Source organism: Sphingobium sp. TomTYG74 (genome assembly GCF_055393875.1).
In genome coordinates, this window is sequence record NZ_AP027342.1 from 574999 (window position 1) to 600942 (window position 25944).

Annotated in this window: 21 protein-coding genes; 10 read left to right on the forward strand and 11 right to left on the reverse strand. The window is 60.7% G+C overall.

The genetic code is table 11. From position 1 onward, the window contains the following. Positions 1 to 213: 213 nt before the first annotated feature. Positions 214 to 2370, forward strand: coding sequence for an alpha-amylase family protein (locus ACZ5TB_RS15640; protein WP_464792618.1), 2157 nt, complete (start codon positions 214 to 216; stop codon positions 2368 to 2370). Positions 2371 to 2418: 48 nt separating this feature from the next. On the opposite strand, the gene ACZ5TB_RS15645 is transcribed toward ACZ5TB_RS15640, so the two are convergent. Beyond that, the gene (locus ACZ5TB_RS15645) at positions 2419 to 3486 is read right to left on the reverse strand and encodes a TolB-like translocation protein (RefSeq protein ID WP_464792619.1); all 1068 of its coding nucleotides are present in this window, start codon (positions 3484 to 3486) and stop codon (positions 2419 to 2421) included. A 133-nt stretch (positions 3487 to 3619) separates the two neighbouring features. Between ACZ5TB_RS15645 and ACZ5TB_RS15650 the strand changes: the two genes are divergently transcribed. Beyond that, positions 3620 to 4348: a FadR/GntR family transcriptional regulator gene (locus ACZ5TB_RS15650; RefSeq protein ID WP_464792620.1), complete on the forward strand. Its 729-nt coding sequence runs from the start codon at positions 3620 to 3622 to the stop codon at positions 4346 to 4348. A gap of 16 nt (positions 4349 to 4364) precedes the next feature. Here the strand turns inward: ACZ5TB_RS15650 and ACZ5TB_RS15655 are convergent, their stop codons facing one another. The 4 genes from ACZ5TB_RS15655 to ACZ5TB_RS15670 all read right to left on the reverse strand — a co-directional run bounded on the left by ACZ5TB_RS15655 (position 4365) and on the right by ACZ5TB_RS15670 (position 9320). Continuing rightward, on the reverse strand, positions 4365 to 5633 hold the full coding sequence (locus ACZ5TB_RS15655) for a glycerate kinase type-2 family protein (protein ID WP_464792621.1): 1269 nt from the start codon (positions 5631 to 5633) through the stop codon (positions 4365 to 4367). 132 nt (positions 5634 to 5765) lie between these two features. Next, positions 5766 to 7013: an FG-GAP repeat domain-containing protein gene (locus tag ACZ5TB_RS15660; RefSeq protein WP_464792622.1), complete on the reverse strand. Its 1248-nt coding sequence runs from the start codon at positions 7011 to 7013 to the stop codon at positions 5766 to 5768. Further along, positions 7010 to 7963 carry a sugar phosphate isomerase/epimerase family protein gene (locus ACZ5TB_RS15665; protein ID WP_464792623.1) on the reverse strand — a complete coding sequence of 318 codons (954 nt, stop codon included), beginning with the start codon at positions 7961 to 7963 and terminating at the stop codon, positions 7010 to 7012. The genes ACZ5TB_RS15660 and ACZ5TB_RS15665 overlap by 4 nt, the downstream gene beginning before the upstream one ends. Before the next feature lie 28 nt (positions 7964 to 7991). Next, positions 7992 to 9320: an MFS transporter gene (locus ACZ5TB_RS15670; protein WP_464792624.1), complete on the reverse strand. Its 1329-nt coding sequence runs from the start codon at positions 9318 to 9320 to the stop codon at positions 7992 to 7994. Between the two features lie 127 nt (positions 9321 to 9447). Here ACZ5TB_RS15670 and ACZ5TB_RS15675 point away from each other — a divergent pair, with 127 nt between their 5' ends. From ACZ5TB_RS15675 to ACZ5TB_RS15705, 7 genes are all read left to right on the forward strand, one after another. After that, entirely contained in the window at positions 9448 to 9945 is a 498-nt protein-coding gene (locus ACZ5TB_RS15675) for an RpiB/LacA/LacB family sugar-phosphate isomerase (protein ID WP_464789764.1), read from the forward strand. Then, positions 9942 to 10883: a ribokinase gene (locus ACZ5TB_RS15680; RefSeq protein WP_464792625.1), complete on the forward strand. Its 942-nt coding sequence runs from the start codon at positions 9942 to 9944 to the stop codon at positions 10881 to 10883. The genes ACZ5TB_RS15675 and ACZ5TB_RS15680 overlap by 4 nt, the downstream gene beginning before the upstream one ends. Before the next feature lie 25 nt (positions 10884 to 10908). Continuing rightward, on the forward strand, positions 10909 to 12072 hold the full coding sequence (locus tag ACZ5TB_RS15685; protein WP_464792626.1) for a hypothetical protein: 1164 nt from the start codon (positions 10909 to 10911) through the stop codon (positions 12070 to 12072). A 19-nt stretch (positions 12073 to 12091) separates the two neighbouring features. After that, positions 12092 to 14575 (forward strand): TonB-dependent receptor, encoded by a 2484-nt coding sequence (locus tag ACZ5TB_RS15690; protein ID WP_464792627.1) that lies wholly within the window; start codon positions 12092 to 12094, stop codon positions 14573 to 14575. Between the two features lie 384 nt (positions 14576 to 14959). Beyond that, a complete protein-coding gene (locus ACZ5TB_RS15695) occupies positions 14960 to 16075 on the forward strand; it encodes a helix-turn-helix domain-containing protein (protein WP_464792628.1) in 1116 nt (371 codons plus the stop codon). Positions 16076 to 16198: 123 nt separating this feature from the next. Next, positions 16199 to 16531 (forward strand): DUF485 domain-containing protein, encoded by a 333-nt coding sequence (locus ACZ5TB_RS15700; RefSeq protein ID WP_464792629.1) that lies wholly within the window; start codon positions 16199 to 16201, stop codon positions 16529 to 16531. Continuing rightward, positions 16531 to 18234 carry a cation acetate symporter gene (locus tag ACZ5TB_RS15705; protein WP_464792630.1) on the forward strand — a complete coding sequence of 568 codons (1704 nt, stop codon included), beginning with the start codon at positions 16531 to 16533 and terminating at the stop codon, positions 18232 to 18234. Before ACZ5TB_RS15700 ends, ACZ5TB_RS15705 begins: the two co-directional genes overlap by 1 nt. 156 nt (positions 18235 to 18390) lie before the next feature. Here the strand turns inward: ACZ5TB_RS15705 and ACZ5TB_RS15710 are convergent, their stop codons facing one another. The 4 genes from ACZ5TB_RS15710 to ACZ5TB_RS15725 all read right to left on the reverse strand — a co-directional run bounded on the left by ACZ5TB_RS15710 (position 18391) and on the right by ACZ5TB_RS15725 (position 22771). Continuing rightward, positions 18391 to 20481: a TonB-dependent receptor gene (locus tag ACZ5TB_RS15710; protein WP_464792631.1), complete on the reverse strand. Its 2091-nt coding sequence runs from the start codon at positions 20479 to 20481 to the stop codon at positions 18391 to 18393. 42 nt (positions 20482 to 20523) lie between these two features. Beyond that, positions 20524 to 20913: a TonB-dependent receptor plug domain-containing protein gene (locus tag ACZ5TB_RS15715; RefSeq protein ID WP_464792632.1), complete on the reverse strand. Its 390-nt coding sequence runs from the start codon at positions 20911 to 20913 to the stop codon at positions 20524 to 20526. Positions 20914 to 21044: 131 nt separating this feature from the next. Continuing rightward, the gene (locus ACZ5TB_RS15720; RefSeq protein WP_464792633.1) at positions 21045 to 21662 is read right to left on the reverse strand and encodes a GDYXXLXY domain-containing protein; all 618 of its coding nucleotides are present in this window, start codon (positions 21660 to 21662) and stop codon (positions 21045 to 21047) included. Further along, the gene (locus tag ACZ5TB_RS15725) at positions 21605 to 22771 is read right to left on the reverse strand and encodes a DUF2157 domain-containing protein (RefSeq protein ID WP_464792634.1); all 1167 of its coding nucleotides are present in this window, start codon (positions 22769 to 22771) and stop codon (positions 21605 to 21607) included. Before ACZ5TB_RS15725 ends, ACZ5TB_RS15720 begins: the two co-directional genes overlap by 58 nt. A gap of 566 nt (positions 22772 to 23337) precedes the next feature. Between ACZ5TB_RS15725 and ACZ5TB_RS15730 the strand changes: the two genes are divergently transcribed. Beyond that, positions 23338 to 24219 carry an OmpA family protein gene (locus ACZ5TB_RS15730; protein WP_464792635.1) on the forward strand — a complete coding sequence of 294 codons (882 nt, stop codon included), beginning with the start codon at positions 23338 to 23340 and terminating at the stop codon, positions 24217 to 24219. A 73-nt stretch (positions 24220 to 24292) separates the two neighbouring features. Here the strand turns inward: ACZ5TB_RS15730 and ACZ5TB_RS15735 are convergent, their stop codons facing one another. Both ACZ5TB_RS15735 and ACZ5TB_RS15740 read right to left on the reverse strand, forming a co-directional pair. Beyond that, positions 24293 to 24904 (reverse strand): DUF4142 domain-containing protein, encoded by a 612-nt coding sequence (locus ACZ5TB_RS15735; protein ID WP_464792636.1) that lies wholly within the window; start codon positions 24902 to 24904, stop codon positions 24293 to 24295. 133 nt (positions 24905 to 25037) lie between these two features. Beyond that, entirely contained in the window at positions 25038 to 25931 is an 894-nt protein-coding gene (locus ACZ5TB_RS15740; protein ID WP_464792637.1) for a helix-turn-helix transcriptional regulator, read from the reverse strand. Positions 25932 to 25944: the final 13 nt, after the last annotated feature.

The window sequence follows — 25944 nt, forward strand, 5'->3', positions numbered from 1 at the left end:
GGTATCGCCACTCGTCCCCGCCGTTGGCCATTCGACCGTCGCTAAGGGGGATGACAGGCAAGAGATACCCGCCTTTCCGCGATGCGGAACAGACATTGTGGCGGGCGCCGTGCCGTTCCATATCGCGGAACGGCGTCGGTGGCATCATTGTCCATCCAGGCACGCCGGTGCAGACTGAACCTTCCAATCTGTCAATTCAGGAGCATGAGGAGGATGGACTTGAAAGCGAACGGCGGGATCTCGCGCCGCGATCTCGTACGCGCCTTGCCCACCGCAGCTATGATGAGCGCCATTCCCGGCCCAGCCTGGTCTGCTCTGAACATCGGCGGCTTTAACCGGCGCGAATGGTGGAAGCATGAATATCGCATAGTCCAGACCAACCTGCGCGAAATCGACGCCCTGGAAGATCCGCGAGAGATCGCCCGGCAAACCCGGGCCTTCGGTGCGAACATGATCGTTTCGAACATCGGCGGGATCGTTGCCTTCTACCCCACTGAGCTGCCGCTCCACTATCGCAACCCCTATCTGAAAAACGATTTCGCAGGCGAGATGGTCGCCGCCGCCCATGCTGAAGGGCTGGCCTATATCGGCCGTTTTGACCTGTCCAAGGCGATGAAGCCTGCCTATGACGCGCATCCCGAATGGTTCATGCGCAACCGCGATGGCAGTCCGCGTGAATATGCCGGGACCTACCAGGCCTGCCCTAATGGCGGCTGGGCGCAGGATTACAGCCTTCAGATATTGAAGGAAGGGGTCGAACGCCATGAAGTAGACGGCCTGTTCTTCAACATGACCGGCTTCGTCCGCACCGACTATTCCGATGTCGATCATGGCATTTGCGTATGCGACAATTGCAAGCGACGATTCCGGGAACTGTACAAGCTGGACCTGCCCAAAACCGAGGACGGCACCGATCCCAATTGGGATGCTTATCAGCAGTTTCAAACACGCGTCATGACAGAGCTTTCTGCAAAAGCACGCACAGTCATCGGGGCGGCACGGCCCGATGTGCCTTTGATGGATTTTTTCGGCGGCGTCGTTGCGCGTGGAGAGGTGCAGCGCCGGGTGTCGCGCAAGGCGCCCGAATGGCCGTACGCCATGGGCGAACAGACACGGGCGCTCATGGCGCTTGCACCGGGCAAGGCCTTTTCCGCAACCTCCACTGCGCATATCGACTATCCGTGGCGGCAGGTAACGGAAAGCACCGAAAACCACATGTTGCGTTTCGCGCAGGCGCTTGGCACGGGCGCCAAGCTCGACCTTTATCTGATGGGAACGCTCAACGATCAGGACGATCCTCGGTTTCTGCCTCCCGTCTCGCGCCTTTTCCACTGGCACGCCGCCAATGAACGGCATTATGCCGGGCTGACCCCGGCTGCCCGCGTCGCGATCTACAATATAGGATCAATCTTCCAGTCACCCGGCGCCGGGCTGGCGCGCTATGGCATCGGTGCGCAGCGCGGGGCATATCAGGCGCTGGTCGATGCCCGCCTCCCCTTCTGGATGACTAACGGAATGCAGGTGCGCAACGCGACGCGCGACAAAGCCTATGACGTCATCATCATGCCGCATATCATGACCTTGAGCGATGAGGATGCCAATGCGCTCGATGCCTTCGTCGAAGCCGGCGGCCTGCTCATCGCGACCGGCTATACCGGCGCACAGGGACAAGGGGGAAAGCCGCGCTCCGGCTCAGCGATGAAGTCCAGCCCGGTGAGCAACTTCGGTGAGCCGCGCGATGGCCATGGCTGGTCGCTCGACATGAGCAAGGCCGCTATTCCCATGGGACCCGGCCGCATGCCAATCGATGCGGACTTCTTCCCAGTCATCCCCCGCAGCGGCGCGTCGAGCCTGATCCCCTTCGCGCCCGACCAGCGTTTCGGCCCGCCCGAATTTTCCTATGCGCGGCCGGGCGAAGCGGCGCGCGCCGACGCTGGCGCGCTGGTCATGGCCTATGGCAAGGGGCACCATGTGCACGTCCCATGGCTGCCTGACTGGCTCTATTATCGCGACGGACTGGATGCACATCGGGTGCTTTTCGAAAGCCTGATCGCCCGCTACGCGCCGCCTCCGCCGCTGGTGCTGGAAGGTCCGGGACCGATAGAGATGATGGCGATGCGGCAGGCCGATACGGGCAAGATGCTGGTGCACGTCATCAACTATTCGGGCCAACGCGACACCCATTATGGCGATCCGGTCATCGCCCACGGCCTGAAGCTGGGGGTACGCGGATCAGTGGGCAGCACGGCGCAGATGCTGGTGGCGGGCAAATCGGTAAAGGGCAAGCGAAGGAATGGCGATGGCGACCATCTGTGGTTCGACCTGCCGCCAGTCGATACGTTCGAAGCGGTGCAGTTGACGCTTGCTTGACTGCGGGGTTGGGGAGGAAACTCTCAGTTCCTCCCCAACCCGATACGATCAAAAGTCCGGCGCCAGGTCCATCAGCACGATGCCCTGCCCCACGCCCGCGTCGATCACGTCCGCCGATCCCACTTGCGCGGCGATCATCCGGCCATCGGGCCGCACGACCGGATTGCCATATTTCCATCCGCCATACTGCACGATGTTCGTCATGCGCGTGTAGCGCGGCTTCTTTGGATCAAGATCAAGGACGCACAGGTCCATGCCTTTGGCGCGGTCCTGTGCGCATTCCACCAATGTCCGCTTGCCATCCGGGAAGATGCCTTCGACCTCGCCATATAGGGTGGAAGGCGTCGGATATTCGGTGATCTTTTTGGTCGCGAAATCTACGGACAACACCTTTGTCTCCACGCCCGTCGGCCCCTTGCCAAAACCATAGCAGGGCATGACCAGCCCCTTATCGCCCGGCAGGAAGTCTTGCGCTTCGACGAAGCATTCAGTCGTTGTCACGATTTCCCGTACATCTTCCAACTTCGCTGATTGCGCGTTAACGGCAACGCGCCCCGTATAAATGGTGGTCGATGCCGGTTTGCCACCTGCTGCAGGTTTTACCTGGCTCCAGGCGATCATGTTGCTGCGTGGGCTGAGCGCTATCCCTTCGAACACCGTGATGCCCAGTGGCACTGGTGCGCGCACCGCCTGCGGGTCCATCCAGAATAGTTCGATGCGGCCGTGGCGCGTCTCTTCCCTTGTCTTTCCCAATATACGGGGACCGAGCAGCGCGTAGCTGCCATCAGCAAAATAATGCACCCGCAAATAACCTTCGCTCGGCGCATGGCCTGTCAAGTTGCGGGTGCGCCCCGTCGTCATGTCATATTCGAAAGCATCACCGTAGGATTTGCCAATGAAAGCGAGCTTCTCGCCGTTGGGCGAAAAGACCGGCCGCTCCCCGAAGGCTGAAATCAGCCGTTGGCCAGGCGGCATGTCCTGGATTGGATTGCCGGGCTTGTTCCCCAGCGGCAGCGTTGCGGGAACGGCCTCGCCCCGCGTAAAGGTCTGCGCCGGAAGCGCAGACAGGGGCAGCACCGCGAGCATGACGGATAGCGAGAGATATTTTGCCTTCATCGATCTGTCTCCTTGTCCCTGCGCAAGCAACGTGATGGCCGTAATAAGTCAAGCGGGGCCTATTGCCGTTTCACTATGTGGACAGCCAGACTAACCACTGGTCAGCAGCGCTTGCGGGCGATAAAGCCGAACGATGACCATGGAGTGCGCCACTCTAGCCGCAGAGCCAGAAAGTTCCGGATATCGCCGGGTGCTTGCCCATTTGCGCGAGCTGCTGGTGAATGGCGGCGTCCAGACCGGCCACCGCCTGCCGGGCGAACGGGAACTGGCGCTGAGCCTTGGGGTAAGCCGCCCGGCCGTGCGCGAAGCCGTACGGGCGATGGAGATGATCGGCGTGCTGGAAACACGCCACGGCCGCGCCAGCACCGTGCGCGTTCCCGATGCATCGGTGCTGGGCGAATTCTTCTCCCTCGCTCTGGCGCAGCAACCGGCAATCATCGACGATATTGTCGAGGTGCGGATCGCGCTCGAACGGCAGGCGCTACGGCTGGCCTGCGCCCGCGCCACGGAAGAAGATCGCCAAAACCTTGAACAGGCGCTGGAAGATATAGAAGCGACGATCGGCGATGTCGCCCAAGGTGGTCATGCCGACCTCAATTTCCATACGCAGCTGGTCGCGGCTGCGCATTCACCTGCGCTGTCTACCGTCTACGGCACGATCACGCACCTGCTGGAACGGTCCCATGTCGAACGGCGCCAACGCATTGCGGACAGCCCGATGGCTCGGGAATATCTGGTCGATCATCACCGCCGCATCTATGAAGCTGTCCGCGCGGGCGACGCGCTGGTGGCGGACGACTTGATCCTTAGCCATTTCGCTATCGGCGCGGCCTGGAAAATTCATGGGGCTCCCGCCGACTGACGTTCCGCATGTGGGTTCACCCGTCGATCAGGATAGCGCGAAAATCATTGACGTTGGTGCGCGTCGGCCCGGTAAACACCAGATCTCCCAACGCGTTGAAGAAGCCAAAACTGTTATTTTCGCGCAGCATCCCGCTGGCCGACATGCCCGCGGCACGAGCCCGCGCCAAAGTGCTTTCATCGACGATGGCCCCCGCATGGCCGCCCACGCCGTCGATGCCGTCCGTGTCACACGCAAGTGCCGATATGCCCCGCGCGGCGTCCAGCGACATGGCAAGGCTCAGCATATATTCGCTGTTGCGCCCGCCACTGCCTGACGGATTGCCGACCAGCACGGTGGTTTCGCCACCAGACAGCAGCGCCCAGCGTCCGCCCTTGCGCTGATGATGCAGAGCGAGCGCCGCATGGACGATGCCAAGTTCGGTCGCATCCCCTTCCAGATCGTCGCCCAGATAGACGGGCCTATATCCCGCCGCCATGGCGACTTCCCCCGCGGCTTCCAGCGCCATGCGGTTGCGCGCGACGATCCGCGTATCGGCCCGCGCGAACTCTGGCGACCCCGGTCTCGGCGTCGCATGTCGATCGTCGCTCAACACCGACATCACATTGTCTGGAACGGTGATGCGATAGCGTTCGATCACCCGCCGCGCGTCGGCCAACGTCGTGCGATCCGCGACCGTAGGGCCTGAAGCGATCAGGGCTGGATCATCACCCGGCACGTCGGAGAAGGCCAACGTGACGACCTCCGCAGGATGCGCCAGCGCGGCCAGACGCCCGCCCTTGACCTGTGACAAATGCGTCCGCACGCAATTGATCTGCGAAATGGTGGCGCCGCAAAACAGCAGCTCGCGCGTCACACGGCGCTTATCATCCAGCGACACGCCATCGACCGGCAATGCCAACAACGCAGAGCCACCGCCGGAGATCAGCGCCAGCAATTGATCCTCTTCGCCAAGGTCTCGCACGGCTTCCTGGATCATTTGCGCCGCGCGCTGACCATGTTCGTCGGGCAAGGGATGCCCGGCCTCGATCACGAGGGCGTCGGCGGGGAAGGTTCCGGGCGGCAGGCCATGGCCGTAGGGCGTAAGGATGATCGTTTGCGTCCCCGGTGGCGAGTGGCGAAGCGCGACATCCGCCATCGCCGCACCCGCCTTGCCCACTGCAAGCACCAGCCGCCGTCCTTTCGGCGGGGATGGCATATGCGAAGGCAAGCATCGCTCCGCAGATACCGCTGACAGCGCGACGTCGAACATCTCCCGCGCCAGCGCGATCCGCGCCTTTTTCATACCCTCGCCGTCCGTCAAAACCTGTTCCCTCGCCGCCGTTCTGCACTGGACTTACAAATCGGCAATGAAAGCTGCAATTTGCAACTGACGGAAACTGCAATTCCGCCTGGCGGAACAGGAATCGGCCACCCCTTATTTACGCTTGCCCAGCAGCAGGCGCGCCTGCGTGCCCCAGCTGCCAACGAGCAAGTCCTCCACGCCGTCTCCGTTGACGTCGCCGTTAGCCATGCTCCAACTGCGCGCGACGGTCGCGGCAGGCATGACCGAAGCCGTCACGTCGGTGAAGCGTCCCTTCCCGTCATTGGCATAGGCGCGCAGCTGCAACGGCTTGAACCCCGGCACGTCGATCGCGCCAACGATCAGGTCGGGATGACCGTCATGATTGAAATCCATCACCATCCCGCCCCAGCTGGAAAAGCGGTTGGCGGGCAGGCGCGTCTTGGTTTCGTCGCGGAACTTGCCTCGCCCCTTGTTGATCAGCAACCGCGCTTGCGGGTCCTTGTCCCATTTCTTGTTGTTGCTGGTCAGATTCAGGAACAGGATGTCGGGACGCTTGTCGCCATTGGCGTCGAAGACGTGCACTTCGCGCGTCTCCAGCGGCGTGAGCAGCTGAAGCGCCTTGGGCGTCTCGCGAAAATGCCCCTTACCATCGTTCATCAGCACACGGTTCGGCGGACTTTCGTTCGCGACCACCATGTCGAGGTCGCCGTCACCGTCCAGGTCGGCCAGCGCGATGTCCTGCGTATCGTCTTCATAAGCGGGCAGGTGCGTCGCCGTCGCATCAATGAAAGTGCCGGGCTGTTTGGGATCGTTCAGCCACAGGAAGTTCTGCCCCGACGCGCGCGGCTTGTTCCAGCGCACCTCCGCCGAATTGCCGATCACGATGTCGGGCAGGCCGTCACTATTGACGTCGCCCACCGCAAGACCATTGCCCTCGCTCATTTTCGGCAGCCGATTCGAAGCATCGGTAAATTCGCCCCCCGGTCCGCCCAGAAACAGCTGGTGCGCATGGTCCTCTTCCGCGACGAAGATCAGGTCGGGATAGCCATCACGGTTGAAGTCGGCCGACAGCACATGTTCCGTGTCATGCGCCTTGGTGCCGAGCGCGCCCTGCTTCCCGGTGAAGTGGCCCTGCCCATCATTGATGTAGAGCCGGTTCGCACCCATTTCGACCGCGATCGCCGCGTCCAGATCCCCATCGCCATCCACATCCACCAGCGCGACGTCCAGCGCGTGGAGATATTTGGAAACGGGCACATGCGTGTCAGTCACATCGTCAAACAGCAGGGCTGACGCTGCATCATTCTGCGCCTGTCCCGGCATGGCTGCGACGATCAGTGAGGCGAAGATTGCCGTGCGAGTCAGCAGGCGGCAGTTCATCGTGCAGTCTCCAGCGTCCGAAGGTAGGCAAGGCTCTTCTTTAGAGAGCCGATGCGCGCGCCGGGGAATGGCGGCTCCTGCTCGACAAAGAAGTTGCGCACGCCCGCAATTTGCGCCGCCTTCAGGATGGCGGGCCAATCCATCGTGCCCGATCCCACCTCCGTCGGCTTCTGTTGCATATGATAATTGACCTGGGTCCCAGCCGCGATGTCCTTCACATGCATTTGGGTAAAACGCCCGCGATAGCGTTTGAGCCAGGCGACCGGGTCCTGCCCGCCCGCCGCCAGCCAGCCCGCATCCATTTCGAAATCGACGATGCGCCGGTCGGTCTTTTCCAGCAGGATTTGAAGGCCGGTCTTCTCCCCGAGCGGAGCCAACTCGCCATTATGATTGTGATAGCCGATGCGGATGCCATGCTTCTTGAGGACGGAACCCTTTTCATTGAGGAAGTCGGCCATGCGTTCGTAGCGCTCGGCTGGCACCGGCGGGCCGCCCGGCTTCATCAGCGACATGAAGGACACCGGCGGACCCCATTTCGGGTCCTTGGGGAACTGGAACAGCGGCAGCACGGCGTTGCGTGATCCCAATATGTTCAGCTCCTCGACCAGCTTGTCCAGATTGTCGAAGTTCAGCCCGCTCGCGCCGGGCACCGACGATGAAGCAGCGACATGGGCGCTGCGGCATTTCAAACCTGCCTCGTCCAGGGCAGCGCGGAGCTCGGCAGGCGTCCGGCGATGCAGCGACGCAAGCTCCACCGATCGCACACCTGCCGCAGCGATCGCGGCGAGCGTCCCGTCAAGGTCACGGTGCAGGTCGGGTTCGAACATATAGAGCTGCACGCCCGCGCCATCTTCCCCCAGCAGGGGAGCAGATTTCCGTCGCGCAGCCGCAGGAACACCGGCTGCGAGCATCAGGAGAGCAGAGGATTTGAGCAGGTCGCGACGGTTCATTGGCAATCTCTTTCAGCTTTTCGAAGTTTCAGGCGAGCGCGGACTGGCGGCTCGCCTCTCGCAGGGATGTTTCAGGGTAGCGCATCATGCACAGGACTACGCCCAGCGAAAAGAGCGCTGGCACGATGCCGATCAAGCTCCGCAGGGGCGGGCCGTTGCGCGGGTCACCGGCATGGGCGGGATCGAAGCCGAGCCAGGCGAGCAACAGGAAGGCGAGGCCCACCGCCAGCCCCAACGCCAGCTTCATCGATCCATTAAGCGTCGCATAGAGCAGCCCCGTGCGATCGACGCCGAAGCGCGCGCGCGTAGCGTCGGCGACATCGGCCATCAACGCACGGGGCAGGAACCAGGCGATCGGGATGCAGAGGCCAAGCGCCGCGACATTGGCCGCCGTCAGCCAGAAGGAATTGGCGGGCTGCACCGCCATCCCCAATTGCAGCAACGCCTGAATGAACGCGCCCGCCTGCAACGCCCGCGCCTTGCCGATCCGCCCGGCCAGCTTGGCGAACAATGGCGTCCCGGCAAAGGCGGCGGCATAGGCGATGAGGATCAGGGTGCTCGCCACCGCCCGGTCGAAACCAAGCTGCCCCATGTAGAAGAACAACGCCACCGCATTGGCGACACCCGTGGACAGGGCGATCAGCAGATCAGCCAGCACCAACCGGACAACCGGCCCTTGCGAGAAGAGCGCGATATAATCCCGCACGGCGAGCGCCGCCTGAGCGCCCTCTCCCGGCTGTTTTTCCGGCGTGGTCCGCAGCGCCAGCAAGATCGCGCCGGGGATCAGCACGATCATGACCCATCCCGCCGCGTGCATGCCGGCCCCTGGATCGCCGGGATAGGCACTGGCGACCACCGGCAATATGGCAAGGATCGAAAACTGCCCTGCCGTCGCGAATACCTGCCACCAGGCGAAAATGCGCGTCCGCTCCGTAGATGCCGTGGACAGGGTCGCCGTCCAGGCCAGATGCGAGAGCACGATCATCGAAAAGCCGATGAAGGCGATGAACAGCCAGGCCCAAAGATAAGCCATGCCGACCCCTCGCTCCGCCTGAAACAGGGCGTAAGTCGACAGCATCAGAATTGGCGCGCTCGCCGCCAGCCAGGGACGGTAGCGCCCCCAGCGCGATCGCGTCGCGTCCATCATTCCGCCCAGCAGCGGATCGATCATCAGATCCAACACCCGCACCGTCATGAAGGCCGTGCCGACCGCACCGACCGGCAGAGCCAGCGCATTGGCGTAGAATTCGGGCAGGAACACCGTGACCAGCGTCGCATAAGCCTGGATCGCGAGCGCGGTGACGCAAAAGGCGGCCAGCCTTCCACGCCCCATCGCATCCTCCCTGCCACGCGTCATTCGGTCCTCCCCCTTGATCGGATTCCAAACTGGTAATACCACAGTGCAATCAAAGCGCCAGTGGGCAGGTTCGATTCTGTCGGTGAAATGCTGCGGAAGCGGCACTGGCGCGGAACTCGGGGAATCCATGCACAAGCCAGAAACATTGTCGGGGGACGAACAGCATATACCTTTCCGGGACGTCATCGGCTTTGCCAACGACCATGCCGGTTTCCCGCTGCGCCCGCCAGTGCTGGACCTGCTAGGCCGCCACAGCGGCCGCATCATCGACGTCGGCGCGCGATCGGAAGAGCCAGTGGACTTTCCCGATATTACCCGCCGGGCGGTACAAACCATCCTGGATGGGGAGACCGATCGCGTCATCCTGCTGTGCGGCACGGGCGCTGGGGCGTGCATCGCCGCTAACAAGGTTCGCGGCATCCGCGCCGCTGTCGCGCACGACACCTATGTCGCGCGGCAGGCGGTGGTGCATGACGACGTCAATGTATTGTGCATCGGCGCGTGGATCACAGGGCCGCAGATAGCCCTCGACATCATTCGCCATTTCCTGGCCGCACAGTTCAGCGACGAAGAGCATTTCCGCCGCCGCGTCGCGAAGCTCGCATCGCTGGAGCAAGGCGGATGACGACGGCGCGCGCGGGCAAGGTCGTGGTGCTGGGCAGCGTCAATCTCGACCTTCTGATCACCGCCCTGCGTCTGCCCTGCGCGGGTGAAACGGTGTCGGGAACAAATCTGACGCGTCAACTGGGCGGCAAAGGCGCGAACCAGGCCGTCGGCGCAGCGCGTGCGGGTGCGCATTGCATCCTGTTGGGCGCGGTCGGGGCGGACGAGGACGGCGCGCAGATGGTCGCGGCGCTTGCCGATCATGGCGTCGATGTTAGCCGGGTACGCACCACTTCCTCCCCCACCGGTTGTGCGCTGGTGGCGACATCGCCACAGGACAATCAGATCATTCATGTCGCCGGGGCAAATGCGGATGTCGATGCCACCTTCGCCGAGATTGATCTTGGCCCGGATGATGTCTGCCTCGCCCAGATGGAAACGCCCGTCCCCGCTACGGTAGCGCTGTTTCAGCATGCTCGCGCCACCGGAGCCTGCACCATCCTCAACGCTGCGCCAGCGTCAACCGCTGCGCACCAGCTGCTGCCGCTCTGCGATCTGCTGATTGTCAATGAAAGCGAGTTGGCCTTGCTGACGGATGCTGAGGGCGTCCCTATGCTGGACAACACAGGATTGCTGTCGAGCAAAACCTTGCTTGGCCTGCAACATGGCCAAACCCTGTTGGTGACATTAGGCGCGGATGGCGTGGCGATCGTTGCGGCCAGCGGCGTCCAGCGCATAGCGGGACGGCCTACGGCTGTGGTCGACTCGACCGGAGCAGGCGACTGTTTCTGTGGTTATCTCGCCGCCGGTCTCGCGCGGGGCGATCGCATCGAACATGCTGCGGCGGAGGCCAACATGGCGGCGTCTATCGCCGTTCAGTCACTCGGCGCGGCGGCCTCCATCCCGGATCGCATTGCCGTACTGCATGGTCTGGAGACGGCCATTGCACACACGAGCTAGAATATTGAACTCAAGGAGCCTGAACGTGACGAACCTTATCAAGCGCAGGAAATCCAGCATTGCTGCTCAACTTCTGAGCGCGGCGCTGTTGACCGCCACCCTGTCGCTGATGGCAGCGCCTGCCGCCACGGCCAAGGATACGAAGATCGACTATCTGACCGCACCCTTTCACCAGCAGCGCATTCTGGATTGGGGCAACAGGCCCAATTGGTCGCCCGACGGCCGTCGCATTGCCTTCACCAAAGACGATCTGATCGACAGCCCGGCGTATGAAATAGACGTACGCACGAAAAAAGTGCGTTGCCTCACCTGTAAATTCGGTGAAACGCAGTTCGTCACCCGCATATTTTACCTGCCCGACAACAGCTTCCTGATCGAAGCTGCGCCGGGCATGAAGGGGGGCAGCGGCGGCGCGGCCGATGCCGCCCGAACCCAACTGTTCTGGATGTCGAAGTCGCTCGCCCGCCCGGTTTCGCTCAACAGCGGAGCGATGGGCGACATCGCCATAGCGCGCGAACCCAACGCCGATGGATCGATCAACCTATCCTGGTCGCGTCCTTCGGCCACCGGCCTCGACCTGACGGTGGCTCGGCTGGTCCGTGACGGCAGGACCGCGCGGCTTGCCGACATGCAGGCCGTCTATAGCTACCGCCCCGGCCAGCCCGGCCCGGCAAGCTTCCCCGAAGCCTATGACTTCATCGATGGCGGGCGCAGCGTCATGTTCTGGACCACCGAAATGGCGGCGCTGGACAGCGAAATGTACAAAGTCGACATCGCGACCAAGGCGGTGAGCAAGGTCTATGCCACTCCTTCCCATAACGAAACCCACATATTTCCCGACGAACGCTATGGCCTGGAGGAAGCGAATATCCATTCCGATCCGGATGGCCCCTATCGCGGCATCAGCGGACATATCAGGCCGGGCGTCGAGCAGATTTTGCGCTTCAAGGGCGAAAGCCGTGCAGCGGAAATCGCTGCGGCGAATTCCGGCAAGGGATTCGATATCTTCGTCATCACCATGGATGGCAAATCCCGCCGGGCGCTGACCAACATCAGCCCGTCCGGCGCGCAGGCGCATCAATCGACGGTGTCCCCCGACGGCCGCCGCATTGCCTTCGCGATCAAAGACCCGTCCGGAAAGTCCGGCCATCCGGTGGGACTCTATATCGGAACGTTCGGCAATAATTAGAATTGGCGTTCCGTTCCACATGGTGGGATGGCCGCTTCTGAAGATGTTCTCGCTCTTATATAACCCTGAATCGTTCAATATCCGAACAAAAGGTTTCGGGGTTAAAATGGAGGGGACTATGAAGAGATCAAGAGGTCGTCATCTCATACAGCTGTTGAGTTGCGCTTGCGGGCTGGCCATTGCCAGCGGCGCGGCTGCGCAGCAAGCTGAGCAAGGCGCTGCGGAACCGAATGCTGCCGAGATCATCGTCACAGCTACACGCCGTAGCGAGACGTTACAACAAACGCCGTTGGCAGTAGACGTCGTATCAGGACAGCAAGTTGCCAAGCTCAATCTGTTCGACGTCAAAGAAATTCAGAACATCGTCCCCGGCCTCACGCTCGAAAACGGAGACGGCCGCAGCAACATCGCAACCTTGCGCGGTATCTCGTTCAATCCTGATAGTGGATCGAGCGACGCGGTTCAGGTCTATTTCAATGAAATCGACGTCGATCCCAACACTTTCTTCAGCGCAATCTACGATCTCGGCCAGATCCAGGTTCTTCGTGGTCCTCAGGGCTTGTTCCGTGGCAAGGTATCGCCCGCAGGTTCTATCGTTATCGGCTCGGCACGTCCGGACTTAAGCAAGCCAACCGGTTATGCACAGGTCGCAGCCAGCGATCTGCACGCCAGCAACTTCCAGGGCGCGGCATCCGTTCCGATCATTCAGGACAGCCTGGCCGTCCGGGGCGCATTGCTTTATGATCGCAACCGTGCCGGTCAGGTCAAGAATATCGACGGGCGCAAATCATATAACGAAACGATGAGCGGTCGCATTTCACTCGCTTGGGAGCCGTCGTCCGACTTCCGCGCCGACCTTGTCTACCAGTATCTCTGGACCGACACACGGCCGTTTCGCGCGGTATTCGGCCCGGGCAACCAGCCCAGCCCGAACAGCTTCTTTCCGCTGCGCAACGGTCCCACGATCAGCCTTAACGATCGCTTGGCGGTAAGCGAAGGCGCACTGCGGTTCACCAATGAAACGCATCTTGTCACCCTCAACACCAATTATAATTTTGGCTGGGGCGAACTGGTATTCAATGGAGGATATCAAAAGACGCGGCTGGAACAGCAACGCGATCAGGACGAAGGCAACGCGGTTCCCGGCTATCAGCTGAACCAGCATGTTCACACGCCTTACGATCTATGGACGACGGAGCTTCGTCTCCAGTCACCTAGCGGCTCTCGGCTGAATTGGGCAATTGCCGCGAACTATGATTATTCTAAGTTCAACGACGTCCGCGTAAATCAGAGCAACGACGCTTTCTTCACCGATCCTTTCGGGTCCATCTTCCCCGGCATGACCGGCCCCGGTCCAGTGCCTCCGCAAATTTTCGTATTCCCTGTGGACGTGTCTGTCATCCTGCCTATCCTCAGCAAGTCCTACGCAGTGTCTGGTCTGCTGGGATATGAGGTAGCTGATGGACTGACCATCACAGGCGGTCTGCGCCAAACCTGGGGCAAGACGACCCGTTCGCAGCGATTGGTCATTCCGGTGATCGGCGTCGATACCACAGCAGTGAGTGTCGTGAAGCCAAGCGCGTTGACTGGGGGCGCGGCAATCAGTTGGAGGATCAATCCGGATCTGAACGTTTATGCGAACTACGGCCGGTCCTTCCGTCCGGGGGTTGCCGCGACGGGCGTCTCAACACCGCTTGATCCGCAATATCTTCAAACCCCTGACGAAACGTCGGATGGTTTTGAAGTCGGCCTGAAATCCAGCCTGTTCGACCGCAAAGTTACGCTGAACATCGCGGCGTTCTATCAGAAGTTCAAAAATTATGTTGACTTTGCACCGGGGCTTACGACCAACTCGTCCCGTGTCCCCGGTGCTGTCGATACAGCGACGGCACCACTACCAACCTTTGGTGATGCCATCAGCAAGGGCGTTGAGGTCCAACTCGGCTTTCAACCTTCGCAGTGGATCGATTTTAACGTGAACGCCACTTATGCTGATGCGCATTACGACAACGCCCAGCTTTATTGTAACGATTATAATGGCGACGGCGTCCCGGATTCGATCGGCACGCCCAGCGTTCCTGGGACCGAGCAAGTCGCGGTTTGCGCTCGTAACGATCGTATCGCGGACGTTCCGAAGTTCAGCCTGTCGAGCAATGGCGAAGTCCGGTTCGGTATGGGCTCGCTAACCCCGTTCATTCGCGGGCTCCTGTCCTATCGTCCAGGATTCAAGTCAGAAAACAGCAACTACACCTATCGCGACTTCACCAAGATCGATTTGTTCGTCGGTCTGCGCGGTGAAGATCGCTGGGAGCTGAACCTGTTTGTGAAGAACCTGCTCGATCAGACCCGCGCACAACGCGTGTCGCAAGGAAACTTCCAGGTCGCAACCGGCGCATTGCCCGGCTTGGAATCATTCGGCACCATCCCGTTCGACTCCGGTTATCGCTTGGCGAACATTACAGCGCCGCGCGAATTTGGTGCGACACTGCGCTTCAACTGGTGATCGACTGGCCGGGGGATTGCTTAGGCGATCCCCCGGTCACTACTGCCTACGCCTCCCCCAAACTCAAGGTTCAGCGACGCCGCTGGACCTTTTTGTTTAAGACCTCCCACGCAACATCTGCGAATTCACGCATTGAAGTGCGCCGATGATCTTTCGGGTTGAGCGCTCGGAAAGGCGGTTGGTCAGTCGTCTGCCACCGCGTGCAGTAGCGCCCGGAATCTATCCGGGCGCTACGCCCCCTTTAAAGCACCGCTCATCTTCACACCGAATCCGGTGGGTAGATCAAATATTTCGCCGTCCAATTCCATGATATGGAACAGGCACGATCACGCCCGTCATTGACTCGCCGCCGTCGTTAGATTTTCTTGGCGACGAGAAGAGAGGATGATGGACAAGATCGTGGTGAACGAAGCCGCGCCCCGAGGAGGATGCGATCAAGACCGTGGTCCGCTTTCCAGCGATATCGGGCAGCCAGGCCATCACATCGTTGCGCGCCTTCTTCGCCTTATCGCACGACGCGGGGGAAATGCGGTCGGCGTCTTGAGGGTCAACGGGTTTGACGAGCCGCTCGACCGGTTTCTGACCGCCACCCTCCCGTCTCTGGACATCGCAAGCCTGCAAAAGCTTTCGTCTCGTGCCAGCGTGGAACTGTCCGATATGCAGGCCTACGCCACCGGACGGCTCCCTTTTCGCGGTGGCGACTGGCGCCTGCTTTTCTACTGCCTGGTCGGTAGCCGCACCCTGCGCGAAGCCATCATGCGGACGGCGGAACTGCTGTTGGCGATCGACGGGCGCATGGGCAACATGACGTTGAAGCGGACAGGTGGACAGGCCTGCCTGTCATATACGGGCGCGCGCAGCGATGATGAAGAAATGGACTTCATCGTCATTCTGCACGGCCAATTGATGTTCCACTCCATTTTCAGCTGGCTCATCGGCAAGCCGTTGGAAGGCACGTTGGCACTCGATTTCCCCGAATTCGCCCGACGGCATCTGGACGGCCAACTGCTGCCGTTCGATCTGCTGCTGGGCGCGGATCAACTGGAAATGCGCTTTGCGGGATCCCTTCTCGATCAGCCGGTTATCCGCACCATGGCCGATTGCGAAGCGTTGCCGACGCTCAATTTCCTGTTCGGGTTGCGGACGGGTGAGGATCCGCTGGAAATCGTCCGCCGTTCGCGTCACTTCATGGCGATGGCATTGCGGGAAAGGCGCAAGCTCCCCTCGCTCGAAGAACTGGCACGACACCTGACCGTGGGAGCGATGACGCTGCGGCGCAGGCTGCATAGCGCTGGCACCTCTTTCCGGGCGATCCGGGACGAACTGCGCCACGAAATGGCCGTCGACATGCTGACCAACAGCCGCTTGTCGATAGAGGACATCGCCGAACGGCTCGACCTGTGCGATTCCAACGCGCTGCGTCGAGCCTGTCGCGGATGGACCGGCATGGCCCCAACCGAATTCCGCCGCAAATTGCTTCAGCCCTCGGATAGCGGGTGAGGCTGCTTTCACGCTCCAAACGGCGGACTCCCGCGCTTCGTGAAGGTCTTCCAAATTGGGCAGACGCTATTGCAATCATGGGCGCCGCGCCTAGCATGATAATATTGCAGGGGGAGCAGTGTGATGAATGCCCGGGAAGATGCCTTGGTCGCCAGTGTGGCGGCCGATCAGCGTTATGTTGACCTGGTGGCAAGGCGCTCGCGTCTGGGCTGGTGGCTGTCCGCTATCATCTTCCTTGCGTTTATCGGCTATCTGCTGCTGATCGCCTTCGACAAGGCAGCGCTTGGCGCACCTATTGCTGATGGTGTGACGTCGGTCGGGATACCCGTCGGCCTTGGCCTCATACTGCTGGCGATCGCCCTTACCGGAATCTACGTCGCGCACGCCAATCGTCATCATGACGAACAAATGGCCGCAATTCTTCAGGAACATCGGCGAAAGGACCATAGCGCGTGATGGGGCGTTTGTTAGCGATCGCCCTGGCTTCGATAACGCTGGCCCCGCTACCCGCTTTTGCGGCCGCGCTGGGAGGACAGGCTCAACGCCAACCCGTCAACTGGATCGCGATCTGCATGTTCGTCGCTTTCGTCGGGCTGACGTTGTGGATCACGAAGGTGGCGGCTGCGCGCACGCGCACAGCTTCGGACTTCTACACGGCGGGCGGAGGCATTAGCGGCTTTCAGAACGGCCTCGCGATGGCGGGCGATTATATGTCGGCCGCGTCCTTCCTCGGCATTTCAGCACAGATCTACTTGGACGGATATGACGGCCTCATCTATTCCACCGGCTTTCTGGTGGGCTGGCCGATCCTGCTGTTCCTGATGGCGGAGCGGCTCCGCAACCTCGGACGCTTTACCTTCGCCGATGTAGCCTCCTACCGCTTTGCCCAGCCGCCGGTGCGCAGCTTTGCAGCGGTCAGCACGCTTCTGGTCGTCAGCTTCTACCTGATCGCTCAGATGGTGGGGGCAGGACAGCTCATCAAATTGCTATTCGGCCTGCCCTATGCGGTTGCGGTGGTGATCGTTGGCACGCTGATGATGCTCTACGTCCTGTTCGGCGGGATGCGCGCGACCACCTGGGTCCAGATCATCAAGGCCGTGCTGCTGCTCGGCGGCGCCACCTTCATGGCCGTGATGGTGCTGGCGCGGTTCGGTTTCTCGTTGGAGGCGCTCTTCGCCCGCGCGGTTGAAGTCAAGACGGCGGCGGCGTTCGATGCGGGCGCCAGCGCTGCCGATGCTGCTGACAAAGGGCGTTCAATCATGGCGCCGGGCAATTTCATCAAGGACCCGGTGTCCGCGATTTCCTTCGGCCTCGCGCTGATGCTGGGGACGGCGGGCTTGCCCCACATATTGATGCGCTTCTTCACAGTGCCTGATGCAAAGGAAGCGCGCAAATCGGTGCTGTGGGCGACCGGCTGGATTGGATATTTCTATATCCTCACCTTTATCATCGGCTTTGGTGCGATCGTGCTGGTCGGGACGCAGCCTGCCTATCTGGATGCCGGAGGCGCGCTGCGGGGTGGAGGCAATATGGCGGCGATCCATCTTGGTCATGCGATCGGCGGGAATCTCTTCCTCGGCTTCATCTCTGCGGTCGCCTTTGCGACTATTCTTGCGGTGGTCGCGGGGCTGACCCTGTCGGCAGCCTCCGCGATCAGCCATGATCTATATGCAACCGTGATGAAACATGGCGAGGCGGAACCGGCAGACGAACTGCGCGTGTCGCGTTTGACCACGCTGGCGCTGGGCGCGTTGGCGGTGTTGCTCGGTCTTCTTTTCGAGAAGCAGAATGTGGCCTTCATGGTCAGCCTGGCCTTCGCATTGGCCGCATCGGGTAATTTCCCCGTGCTGATCCTTTCCCTTCTCTGGAATGGCTGCACCACGCGTGGCGCAGCAGTGGGCGGCACGATCGGCCTGCTTACGGCTTTCATCCTCACGCTGCTGTCGCCGACAGTCTGGACAAGCACCTTCAACCTTGGTCCGGCTCCTTTCCCGTACAGCTCTGCCGCGATATTTTCAGTGCCGACTGGCTTTCTTGCTATCTGGCTGATCTCGCACTTCGATCGTTCATCACGTGGGGCGATCGACAGGGCTGGCTATGCGGCGCAGCGCGTACGGGCCGAGACCGGCATCGGCGCCTTCGCTGCTAACGAACACTGATCGGTGGGGGGCTTCGGGCATCTGGCCATTGCCAGCATCCTCTAAAGGAGCGGCTGCCGGAACAGATCGGCCGGTCCAACGCAAACACTGTTGAACCGGCCGGGGATACTGAGTGGGGGGGGCGGCCGTCATGACCGCCGTCCCCTTCTTTAAGCCTTATTCTCCGCCGAAACGATAGCGAAGCTTTAGGCCATACATGCGCGGCTCACCGTAGATCGTCGCCCAGGACAGCAACGAGCCGCCTTGGTACACGTCCGTGTTGCTGATCCGGTAGAGCTTGTTCGTGGCATTGGTGACGTACAAGCCTGCATCCAGGCCGGAACCTGCGATGTTGTTCCAATCCAGCGACATGTTCAGCAAGCCGAAGGCGTCCAGCTTCTCGCCCGGCTGCTGCGGCGCGACGACCGTGGCTTCGGTATGCTGCGACGAATTGTGCGCATAGTTCACGAAGAAGGAGAGGTCTCCCAGTCTTTCAGCGATGGGCAGGTTCACCGCCACGTGGAAGCTGTAGATGTACGGCACAACATACTGACCGGGCAGGCAGGTCAGGTCCGTGGGCGCTCCGGGCGGCAGCGCCGTGCCGGAACAATCCGCCAGGAAGCCGTTCGATGGCAAAGTATATTCGGTATATTTAAAGCGCGTGTAGCTGAAATTGCCGCCGATCTCGATCGGCTTCCACGGCCGGATGGACGCTTCGACCTCGACACCTGAAACATGGGCCTTCGCCGCGTTGATCCGCGCGCCGCTGGCCAAGGTTACAGTGTTGAAATCACCGGTTGCCTTCTGGATATTCTGGTAATTCAGATAATAATAGGAGGCATTCAACCGGGCGGGCACGCTCGCGATCCGGAAGTCCGACTTGAACCCAGCCTCATAGGAGGTGACCTTTTCCGGTTCGAACGTTCGGGTGGTTTCGCGAACCGCGTAAGGATTGAACCCGCCTGCCTTGTAGCCACGGCTGACCTTGGCAAACACCATCAGGTCGCGGATCGGTTTGTAATCCAGCCCGACGACCCAGGTGGCCGCCTTGCTCTTCAGCGAAGCGGTGAAGTTGCAATCCGAGATCGCGTCCACCAGCGTCGAGTCCGCCGAGCAGATAAACTGTCCGGTGAGGGTTGGTGTATAGCTTTGCGAGAAGCCTTTGATCTTATCCCAGGTGTAGCGGAAACCGCCGGTAAGCCGCAGGCTGTCGAGAGACGGCGTCATCGCTCCGAAATCGAATGTGCCCTGCGCATAGAGCGCCTTTGAGGTCGTAGCGACATAGCCCGGCGTCGCGTTGGCTACGCAGGTAGGTGGGATACCCGGAAGGGGGGTGCCAGTCAGACCCGCCGGACAATAGTTGACCGCGCTGCCCGCCTGATCGCCGTCAGGCTTCTGGCTGTAGTAGAAGCCGCCCGCCGTGAAGGTCAGCTTGTTATCGAGGTAGGTGCCCTGGATCTGGAATTCTTCGGTGAACTGCTTGTAGCTGTCACGCGGCAGCGTGACCGGCGACGTATTATTATACACGACCGGCGTGCCGACGCCCGGAAGCGTGACCTGTCCCGGCGCGGGCAGCTTGTAGGGATCGACATCATATTGCTGCAAGACGGTGCCGTCGCCGTCATAGCGGTAGAAGCTCTTGAACTTCTGATAGCTGACTATGTTACGCAGCACGAGTTCATCGTTGAGATCGAAGGACAGGGTATCGGTGATGCCCCAGGTCTTGGTCTTTTGATAATCATCAATGCCGTGGGCAGTCTGGCGAGGGCCGAGCGCGTCGGCCTGAGCCGTGGTCGCGCGATAGACGTCGCACGAAAATGGCCCGCTCGTCGCGATCGGCGTGTTGGAGCACAGGCCCAGCTGAGCCAGACCGGCGGTGCCATCGATATTGAAGCCCTTATGAATAAGCCCCGTGCCGTTGAAGCGCGAATAGGAGCCATAGGCCATCAGGTAATTTTCGATGCGCTCGGTCGGACGGAAGGTGATACCGATGCGGCCCGAATACCAGTGCGTATCGTCGCGATCTTTGTTCCAGATCACGTCATGGGTATAGCCGTCGCGATCATGATAGGCGCCAACGACGCGGACGAGCAGCTTGTCCTCGACCACGGGCACGTTGATGACGCCCTCAATCTCCTTGGCGTCATAATTGCCATATTTCGCAAGCAGCGATCCGGAAAAGTCGTTCGTCGGCTTATGCGGCACGAGAAGGATCGCGCCACCAGTCGTGTTACGGCCGAACAACGTGCCCTGCGGGCCGGCGAGCACCTGAAGATTTTCAAGATCGACGAAGTTGCCGGGTCCACCCTGCTAGCTGAGCGTGATCGGCGCCGGTAGCGGTACTTCGTTCAGGTAAAGGACGACGCCCGGCGAAGCCTGAAACGTGGCCCCCTGACCGCGCAACGTAAAGGTTTGGGAGTCGCGTGAGCCCTGTCCTGCCGACCCGACGACCAGCGACGGGACGCTGGCGTTCAGATCCTGCGACTGGGTGATGTTTTGTTGCTGAAGGCGTTCGGGTGAAAAAGCCGTAATCGCGATAGGCACGTCCTGCGCGCGTTCGGCGCGGCGTTGGGCCGTCACGATGATGTCGGCCGTTGCACCAAGCTGGGTGCCTGACAGGTCCTGCGCCAAGGCAGGCGTGGCTATCAGAACAGCGCATGAGGCTACGCTATTGAAAAGCAGTGCGGAATGCTTCCTCAAAATCCCCTCCCTATTTTAGTTCGCCGCCTTTGTGCAGGCGGTCGATCTTCAGAGTAGAATAGGGAAACAAACTACGCAATTGAGCAATGCGCAATTGTGATGCACTTTTGTCACTATTGCGGAAAGAATGATCAATCTGGGTGCTGACGCTTTCCGAATTCCAGGTTTACCGGCCGCATGACCCCATCCGGCCTGATCCTGACGCGCACCAGACCCTGCTCGTCCGCGTCCGCCAATCGGCGCGATAAAGACAGCGCATTAGCTTGCGACGTGAACAATATGCCGGAATCCAGTCCCCGAACCTCGCGCCGCGCGCCAATCGAGGCACGAACGATGATCGCGCACCCCTTTATTTGCTGAGCATCGGGACGACCTGCAATGGGATTTAATTCGCGAACCCTTACAATGTGCGGAGCGGTGCCCTGAATGCATAATTGACTGGCAAGTGATGCATCAAAGGAAGTCTTGTCGCCGTTGTGGCCGTCGCGCGAAGCATCCACAGGCCAGTCATATTGATATTGAATATAGTGCCCGCGAAGCAAATCCCTTGGATCATAACCCCGAATGGGAATGAGCCATTCTTGCCCTTGCTGCGCGAGACGATAGGTCGTGATCCAGCTATAAGCCAAGGCCATGATCGGCAGCAGCAGGGCGGCGGCGAGCAGAAGCCGTGGCGATGACGCAAACCTCTTCATGCCACCATCCCTCCCGCCGGTGCATAGCGTTTCGAGATACGGACGGTCGCCCATGCCACCGCAATGGCGAAAGCCCCGGAAAATATAAGGCCCGCCCCGCTTTCAAGCAGGCTGTCATTAAGTTCAAAGCTCAAAATGATGATGCGCAGCGCCACCAGTGCGATCGCCCCCTGGAACAGGCGCCGCCACCGGGCGAAGATGGCCCCTGCGGCCACGGCACCCCACAGCATGACGAAGAATGACGCTCCGATCCAGGGGCTGCGGATCGGGCCATGAAGATCGATCAGCAAGGCCTGCGCGAGATGCAGCAGCGCCCCAGCCGCCAATATCCCCGCCGTCGCTGTCCCGGATCGTGTGGGCGCGACGCGGAATATGATTGCAGCGGCCCCGATCAGCGCCACACTCTGTATGGCGACGCTGCCCAGAACAGCGTGGGTCCGGCTACTCCAGCCGCCCGCTATGATGGCGATGCTGATGCCAGAAAGGATCACGCTGATCGCCAGTTGTTCCAGCAAACGCCAGAAGGCGGGCCGGTCACTCCGGTCTCGCATGAACGCGGCGAAGGCAGCCACTACCATGGGTGGGCAAGCGATCAGGCCCCAATAGAGTGTCGGAAAAGCAGGTTGGGGCACATGCTGCCCCCATACCCATGCATGACCATATTCGTCGGCGTGAGACCATGCCGTGCCGACTACCGCTGCCAGCCAGAGGCCCGCGACCGGCCAGCCTCTTCCAAACAGGAGCAGCAGCGGCGAAAAAATGACCAGCCACACCAGCAGCGGCTGCCAGAGCGGCGAGGAGGTCTGATACACCTGCCCGACATGGCCAAAGAAGGCGAAACCCAGAACCGCAGCCACGAACAGTAATCCATCGCTGAAATAATGGTTTTTCGCCGCTGCCCTGGGCAGATACCGCCAGAGCAGCCCAGCAAAGCCCATCATTAGGGCGAAGTGGATCGCCAGACGCGTCTCACCGGGTATCGCGTCCCAATTCGCGGCGACGACGGAGATGATCCCCAACCCGATCGTCAACGCACCCAGGCCGACGATAGCCCATAATCCGACAGGCCGACTATGCGTCAATTCCCACGCGCGAATGCGTTCGGCGGTATCGGCGTCGATCAGCCCCGCCTCCTGCCACGCCTTCAGCTGCCGTTCGGACATGGTTTATTCCCCCTGTTCAGCGTCCGGGCGGTTCCATTCCACCCCGTGGTTCTTGGGCGCGCTGGAATCGGAAACCATCAGAAGATAGCCCTGAGCACCGATCGGCAATGAAGGCGAAGGCATAGACCAGATGAAATCAAGATATTTCAACCGCGTAAGCCCTATCCGCCAGTATGTGCCAGCATGCCCGAAAATCCCTGGGAGCTCCAGTGGCATTCTGGCCGTCCGAGTCACGCCGCTAATCCTCGCGGCGATCGCGGCGTCGCTGGGAAATTGCTTAATCTTAACTTTCGGGTTAATAAACTTACTCCGCCGACATCGGTTCGTCGCATGAAGCAGTCCTACCAGCCCCAGCAGCGGAGCGCGACCGGACGCGTTCATCTCCGCGAAAGGTTGGGCTGAACAGGCAGGACGCCCATGCTGTTCAGGTGCGGCCGAATACCGCGCGTCATAATGAGACTACATGGAGGGGGTTCTGACAGCCGTTACGACATCACGGATGCGGCGGTCGGACGAGAAGCTGCGATCACGCAGGCCCGACCGATCGAGTTTGAAGGAGTAGCGCAATGAGTAACATTCTAAAAAGTCCGAAACTTTTTTTACTGTTGTCCGCAGCTGTCGGGACCGCTTCAGCCAGCTTCGCGCAGGAGACGCAACAGGAGGCGCCTGAAGCCAATCTGTCGGCCACCTACAACGCCCCTGCGCCCGAAGCGGCCCAACTGACCGAAGGGCCTGAGATCGAAGGCCTCATCTCTGCACGCAGCGGCGATAAATTGCAGGTGACCGCTGCCGACGGCACCAACACCGTGGTCACCATCAATGATGCCACCCGGGTCAAGTCCAGCGGCGGTTTCCTTGGCCTCAGCCGCAGCAAGCTTGCCACAGCTTCGCTGCTGAACGGCCTGCCGGTTTCCATCAAGACGCTTCAGTCGGGTGCTGACCTGATCGCCAGTCAGATCGATTTGAAGAGCAAGGACCTAAAGACCGCGTCTATGATCCGCAGCGGCACTGCCCAGGGTTTTGCCGAACAGACCGCCGCGACGGAAGCCTTGCGCAGCCGCGTGGGCGACATCGATAAATATAATGTCAAAAGCACGACCAACGTGAACTTCGACGTCGGCAAGGCGGTATTGTCCGAACAGGCGAAGAACGACCTGTGCGCCACTGCGTCAGCAGCCGATGGCATGAACAACGCCCTGTTGCTCGTCGTGGGCTATACCGATTCCACCGGCAGCGACGACTTCAATCAGGCGCTTAGCGAACAGCGGGCCAGTCGGGTGGTCAACTATCTTCAGCAGACCTGCGGTTGGAAGCCCTACCGCATGCTGACCCCCACCGGCATGTCCGAAGCGGACCCGCTCAGCAGCAATGATACGGTCGAAGGCAAGGCGCAGAACCGCCGCGTCGCGGTGAATGTGCTCGTCAGCAAAGGCCTCGACGGGCTCTAAAGTGCAAGGGGCGGGCGATAGTCCGCCCCTGTTTGCTGATGAGGGCGCTCAGGAGAAAGACCGATAACGGCGATCACTTATCAGTCTTGCTCTCCAGCGCCCGTGCCATTTTCAGATGCCCCTCTACCACCGGAGCGATCTCGCCCGCTGCCGCCTTCAACGCCGCGTCCGTCCCGCCCGACGCATAGGAACGCATCAGCGCAAGAGCGTCTTCATGTGCATCGACCTGGCTATCGATATATTCCTCGTCAAACGCCGCGCCCTTCTTCTGCCGCAGTTCATCCAAATCCTTCTTCTGCCCAGCGGTAAGGTCAGGGTTCGGTATGACGGCAGGCCGTGCCCTGCCCGCTGCCAACTTGATCTTCGCGGTAGACTCCGAATGAGCCTTGATCATCTGAACGGCGAAGGCCTTTACCTCAGCGGACGTGGCGTTGGCCGAGGCCAGCTTCGCAGCCGCGATCTCGAACGCATCGCTTCTGGCTGCAAGGTTCACGAAATCCTGCGCATCAGGGGTTGGCTTCAATGCATCGATCGCGTTCTCCGCCGCATTCTCGATCCTGTCACCAGCATTTTCAGCAACGTTCTTCGCCGCATTCAGTGCGTCGGCATTGCGCTGCTCACTCGCCTGATTACAGGCCGCCAGCGTCAACCCTGCGACCAGGATCATCGACGTGATACGCGCCATGTTCATTCTCCCTGAAATTCAGGACGCAAACGCGTCTTGGGTCCAGGCGTTCCTTCTTACCACGCAAAGCTGCACAGCATTTCTGGACCCGTTGTGCTGACGGCGCCGACAGGCCGTTAGACAACTCGCGACGTCAGGATGCGATCTGCTGACGATATCTGTTCGGGCTGCTTCCCGCCTCGCGCTTGAATGCCGCTGAAAAGGCGCTGGCATTTGCGAAACCCAGACGGTGCGCTATCCCTTTCAAGGGAAGCGATCGGTCGGCGAGGAGCGTCTTTGCCCTTTCGAGGCGAATGCCATCGACATAGGCGCTGACGGAAGTTCCCGTGCTGGCCTTGAACAGGCGACGCAAATGCGGCGCGCTGATACCGCATTCATCGGCCAATTGGCGGACGGTGATTGGCCGTCCTTCGATGGCTTCCACGATATCGCGGATCCGGCGAAGCTGCCATGATGCGAGCTTTCCACCCTTGCCAGCGCGCGCATTGATGTGCGTATCGTCAAGCTGCCGCACCAATTCCACGAGGATCAACCGGCACAGGGAATCCACCTTCACGGCATGCGAAAAGCCGGGCGCGCGAAGCTCATCCGCAAGAAGCTTCAACGCCTGTTGAGAGACGTTCCCATTCTCGCAATATAGTAGCTGCTCGACATGGTTGAGCGGCTCTATGCCCGTGGTCTCGTTGAAATATTCCTTCTCGAAATCGCAGAAGATTGCGGGTTTGAGAGGACCGGAATTTTCGACTTCGGCGATCCAGTCGATATCGGCTGGGACAAAGGTGGCCTGCTTCAATTCCTGATAGTGGGACTGGGTGGCGTAGCGAAACCGGCCGCGCGGCCTGTAGATGCTCGACGTCCACATGCCGACCTGATGAGTAGGCTCCCGTCCTGCGAGATGCTGAGGGAAACTCCCCCCGTACGGAAGGTTCAGCCGAACGACGACACCGGGAATGCGAGACGTAGCAAGACGTTCCTCTGTCCAGGTGACATATTCGTGCACTTCTGCGCTCTCCATCCGCCGCGCCATGTGCGTGGCGAGT

Excerpts from the sequence above, each read along its gene's own strand:
- ACZ5TB_RS15640 (WP_464792618.1), top strand. The coding sequence starts at position 214 with ATGGACTTGAAAGCGAACGGCGGGATCTCGCGCCGCGATCTCGTACGC.
- ACZ5TB_RS15645 (WP_464792619.1), bottom strand. The coding sequence starts at position 3,486 with ATGAAGGCAAAATATCTCTCGCTATCCGTCATGCTCGCGGTGCTGCCC.
- ACZ5TB_RS15650 (WP_464792620.1), top strand. The coding sequence starts at position 3,620 with ATGACCATGGAGTGCGCCACTCTAGCCGCAGAGCCAGAAAGTTCCGGA.
- ACZ5TB_RS15655 (WP_464792621.1), bottom strand. The coding sequence starts at position 5,633 with ATGAAAAAGGCGCGGATCGCGCTGGCGCGGGAGATGTTCGACGTCGCG.
- ACZ5TB_RS15660 (WP_464792622.1), bottom strand. The coding sequence starts at position 7,013 with ATGAACTGCCGCCTGCTGACTCGCACGGCAATCTTCGCCTCACTGATC.
- ACZ5TB_RS15665 (WP_464792623.1), bottom strand. The coding sequence starts at position 7,963 with ATGAACCGTCGCGACCTGCTCAAATCCTCTGCTCTCCTGATGCTCGCA.
- ACZ5TB_RS15670 (WP_464792624.1), bottom strand. The coding sequence starts at position 9,320 with ATGACGCGTGGCAGGGAGGATGCGATGGGGCGTGGAAGGCTGGCCGCC.
- ACZ5TB_RS15675 (WP_464789764.1), top strand. The coding sequence starts at position 9,448 with ATGCACAAGCCAGAAACATTGTCGGGGGACGAACAGCATATACCTTTC.
- ACZ5TB_RS15680 (WP_464792625.1), top strand. The coding sequence starts at position 9,942 with ATGACGACGGCGCGCGCGGGCAAGGTCGTGGTGCTGGGCAGCGTCAAT.
- ACZ5TB_RS15690 (WP_464792627.1), top strand. The coding sequence starts at position 12,092 with ATGGTGGGATGGCCGCTTCTGAAGATGTTCTCGCTCTTATATAACCCT.
- ACZ5TB_RS15695 (WP_464792628.1), top strand. The coding sequence starts at position 14,960 with ATGATGGACAAGATCGTGGTGAACGAAGCCGCGCCCCGAGGAGGATGC.
- ACZ5TB_RS15700 (WP_464792629.1), top strand. The coding sequence starts at position 16,199 with ATGAATGCCCGGGAAGATGCCTTGGTCGCCAGTGTGGCGGCCGATCAG.
- ACZ5TB_RS15705 (WP_464792630.1), top strand. The coding sequence starts at position 16,531 with ATGGGGCGTTTGTTAGCGATCGCCCTGGCTTCGATAACGCTGGCCCCG.
- ACZ5TB_RS15720 (WP_464792633.1), bottom strand. The coding sequence starts at position 21,662 with ATGGGCGACCGTCCGTATCTCGAAACGCTATGCACCGGCGGGAGGGAT.
- ACZ5TB_RS15725 (WP_464792634.1), bottom strand. The coding sequence starts at position 22,771 with ATGTCCGAACGGCAGCTGAAGGCGTGGCAGGAGGCGGGGCTGATCGAC.
- ACZ5TB_RS15730 (WP_464792635.1), top strand. The coding sequence starts at position 23,338 with ATGAGTAACATTCTAAAAAGTCCGAAACTTTTTTTACTGTTGTCCGCA.
- ACZ5TB_RS15735 (WP_464792636.1), bottom strand. The coding sequence starts at position 24,904 with ATGGCGCGTATCACGTCGATGATCCTGGTCGCAGGGTTGACGCTGGCG.
- ACZ5TB_RS15740 (WP_464792637.1), bottom strand. The coding sequence starts at position 25,931 with ATGGCGCGGCGGATGGAGAGCGCAGAAGTGCACGAATATGTCACCTGG.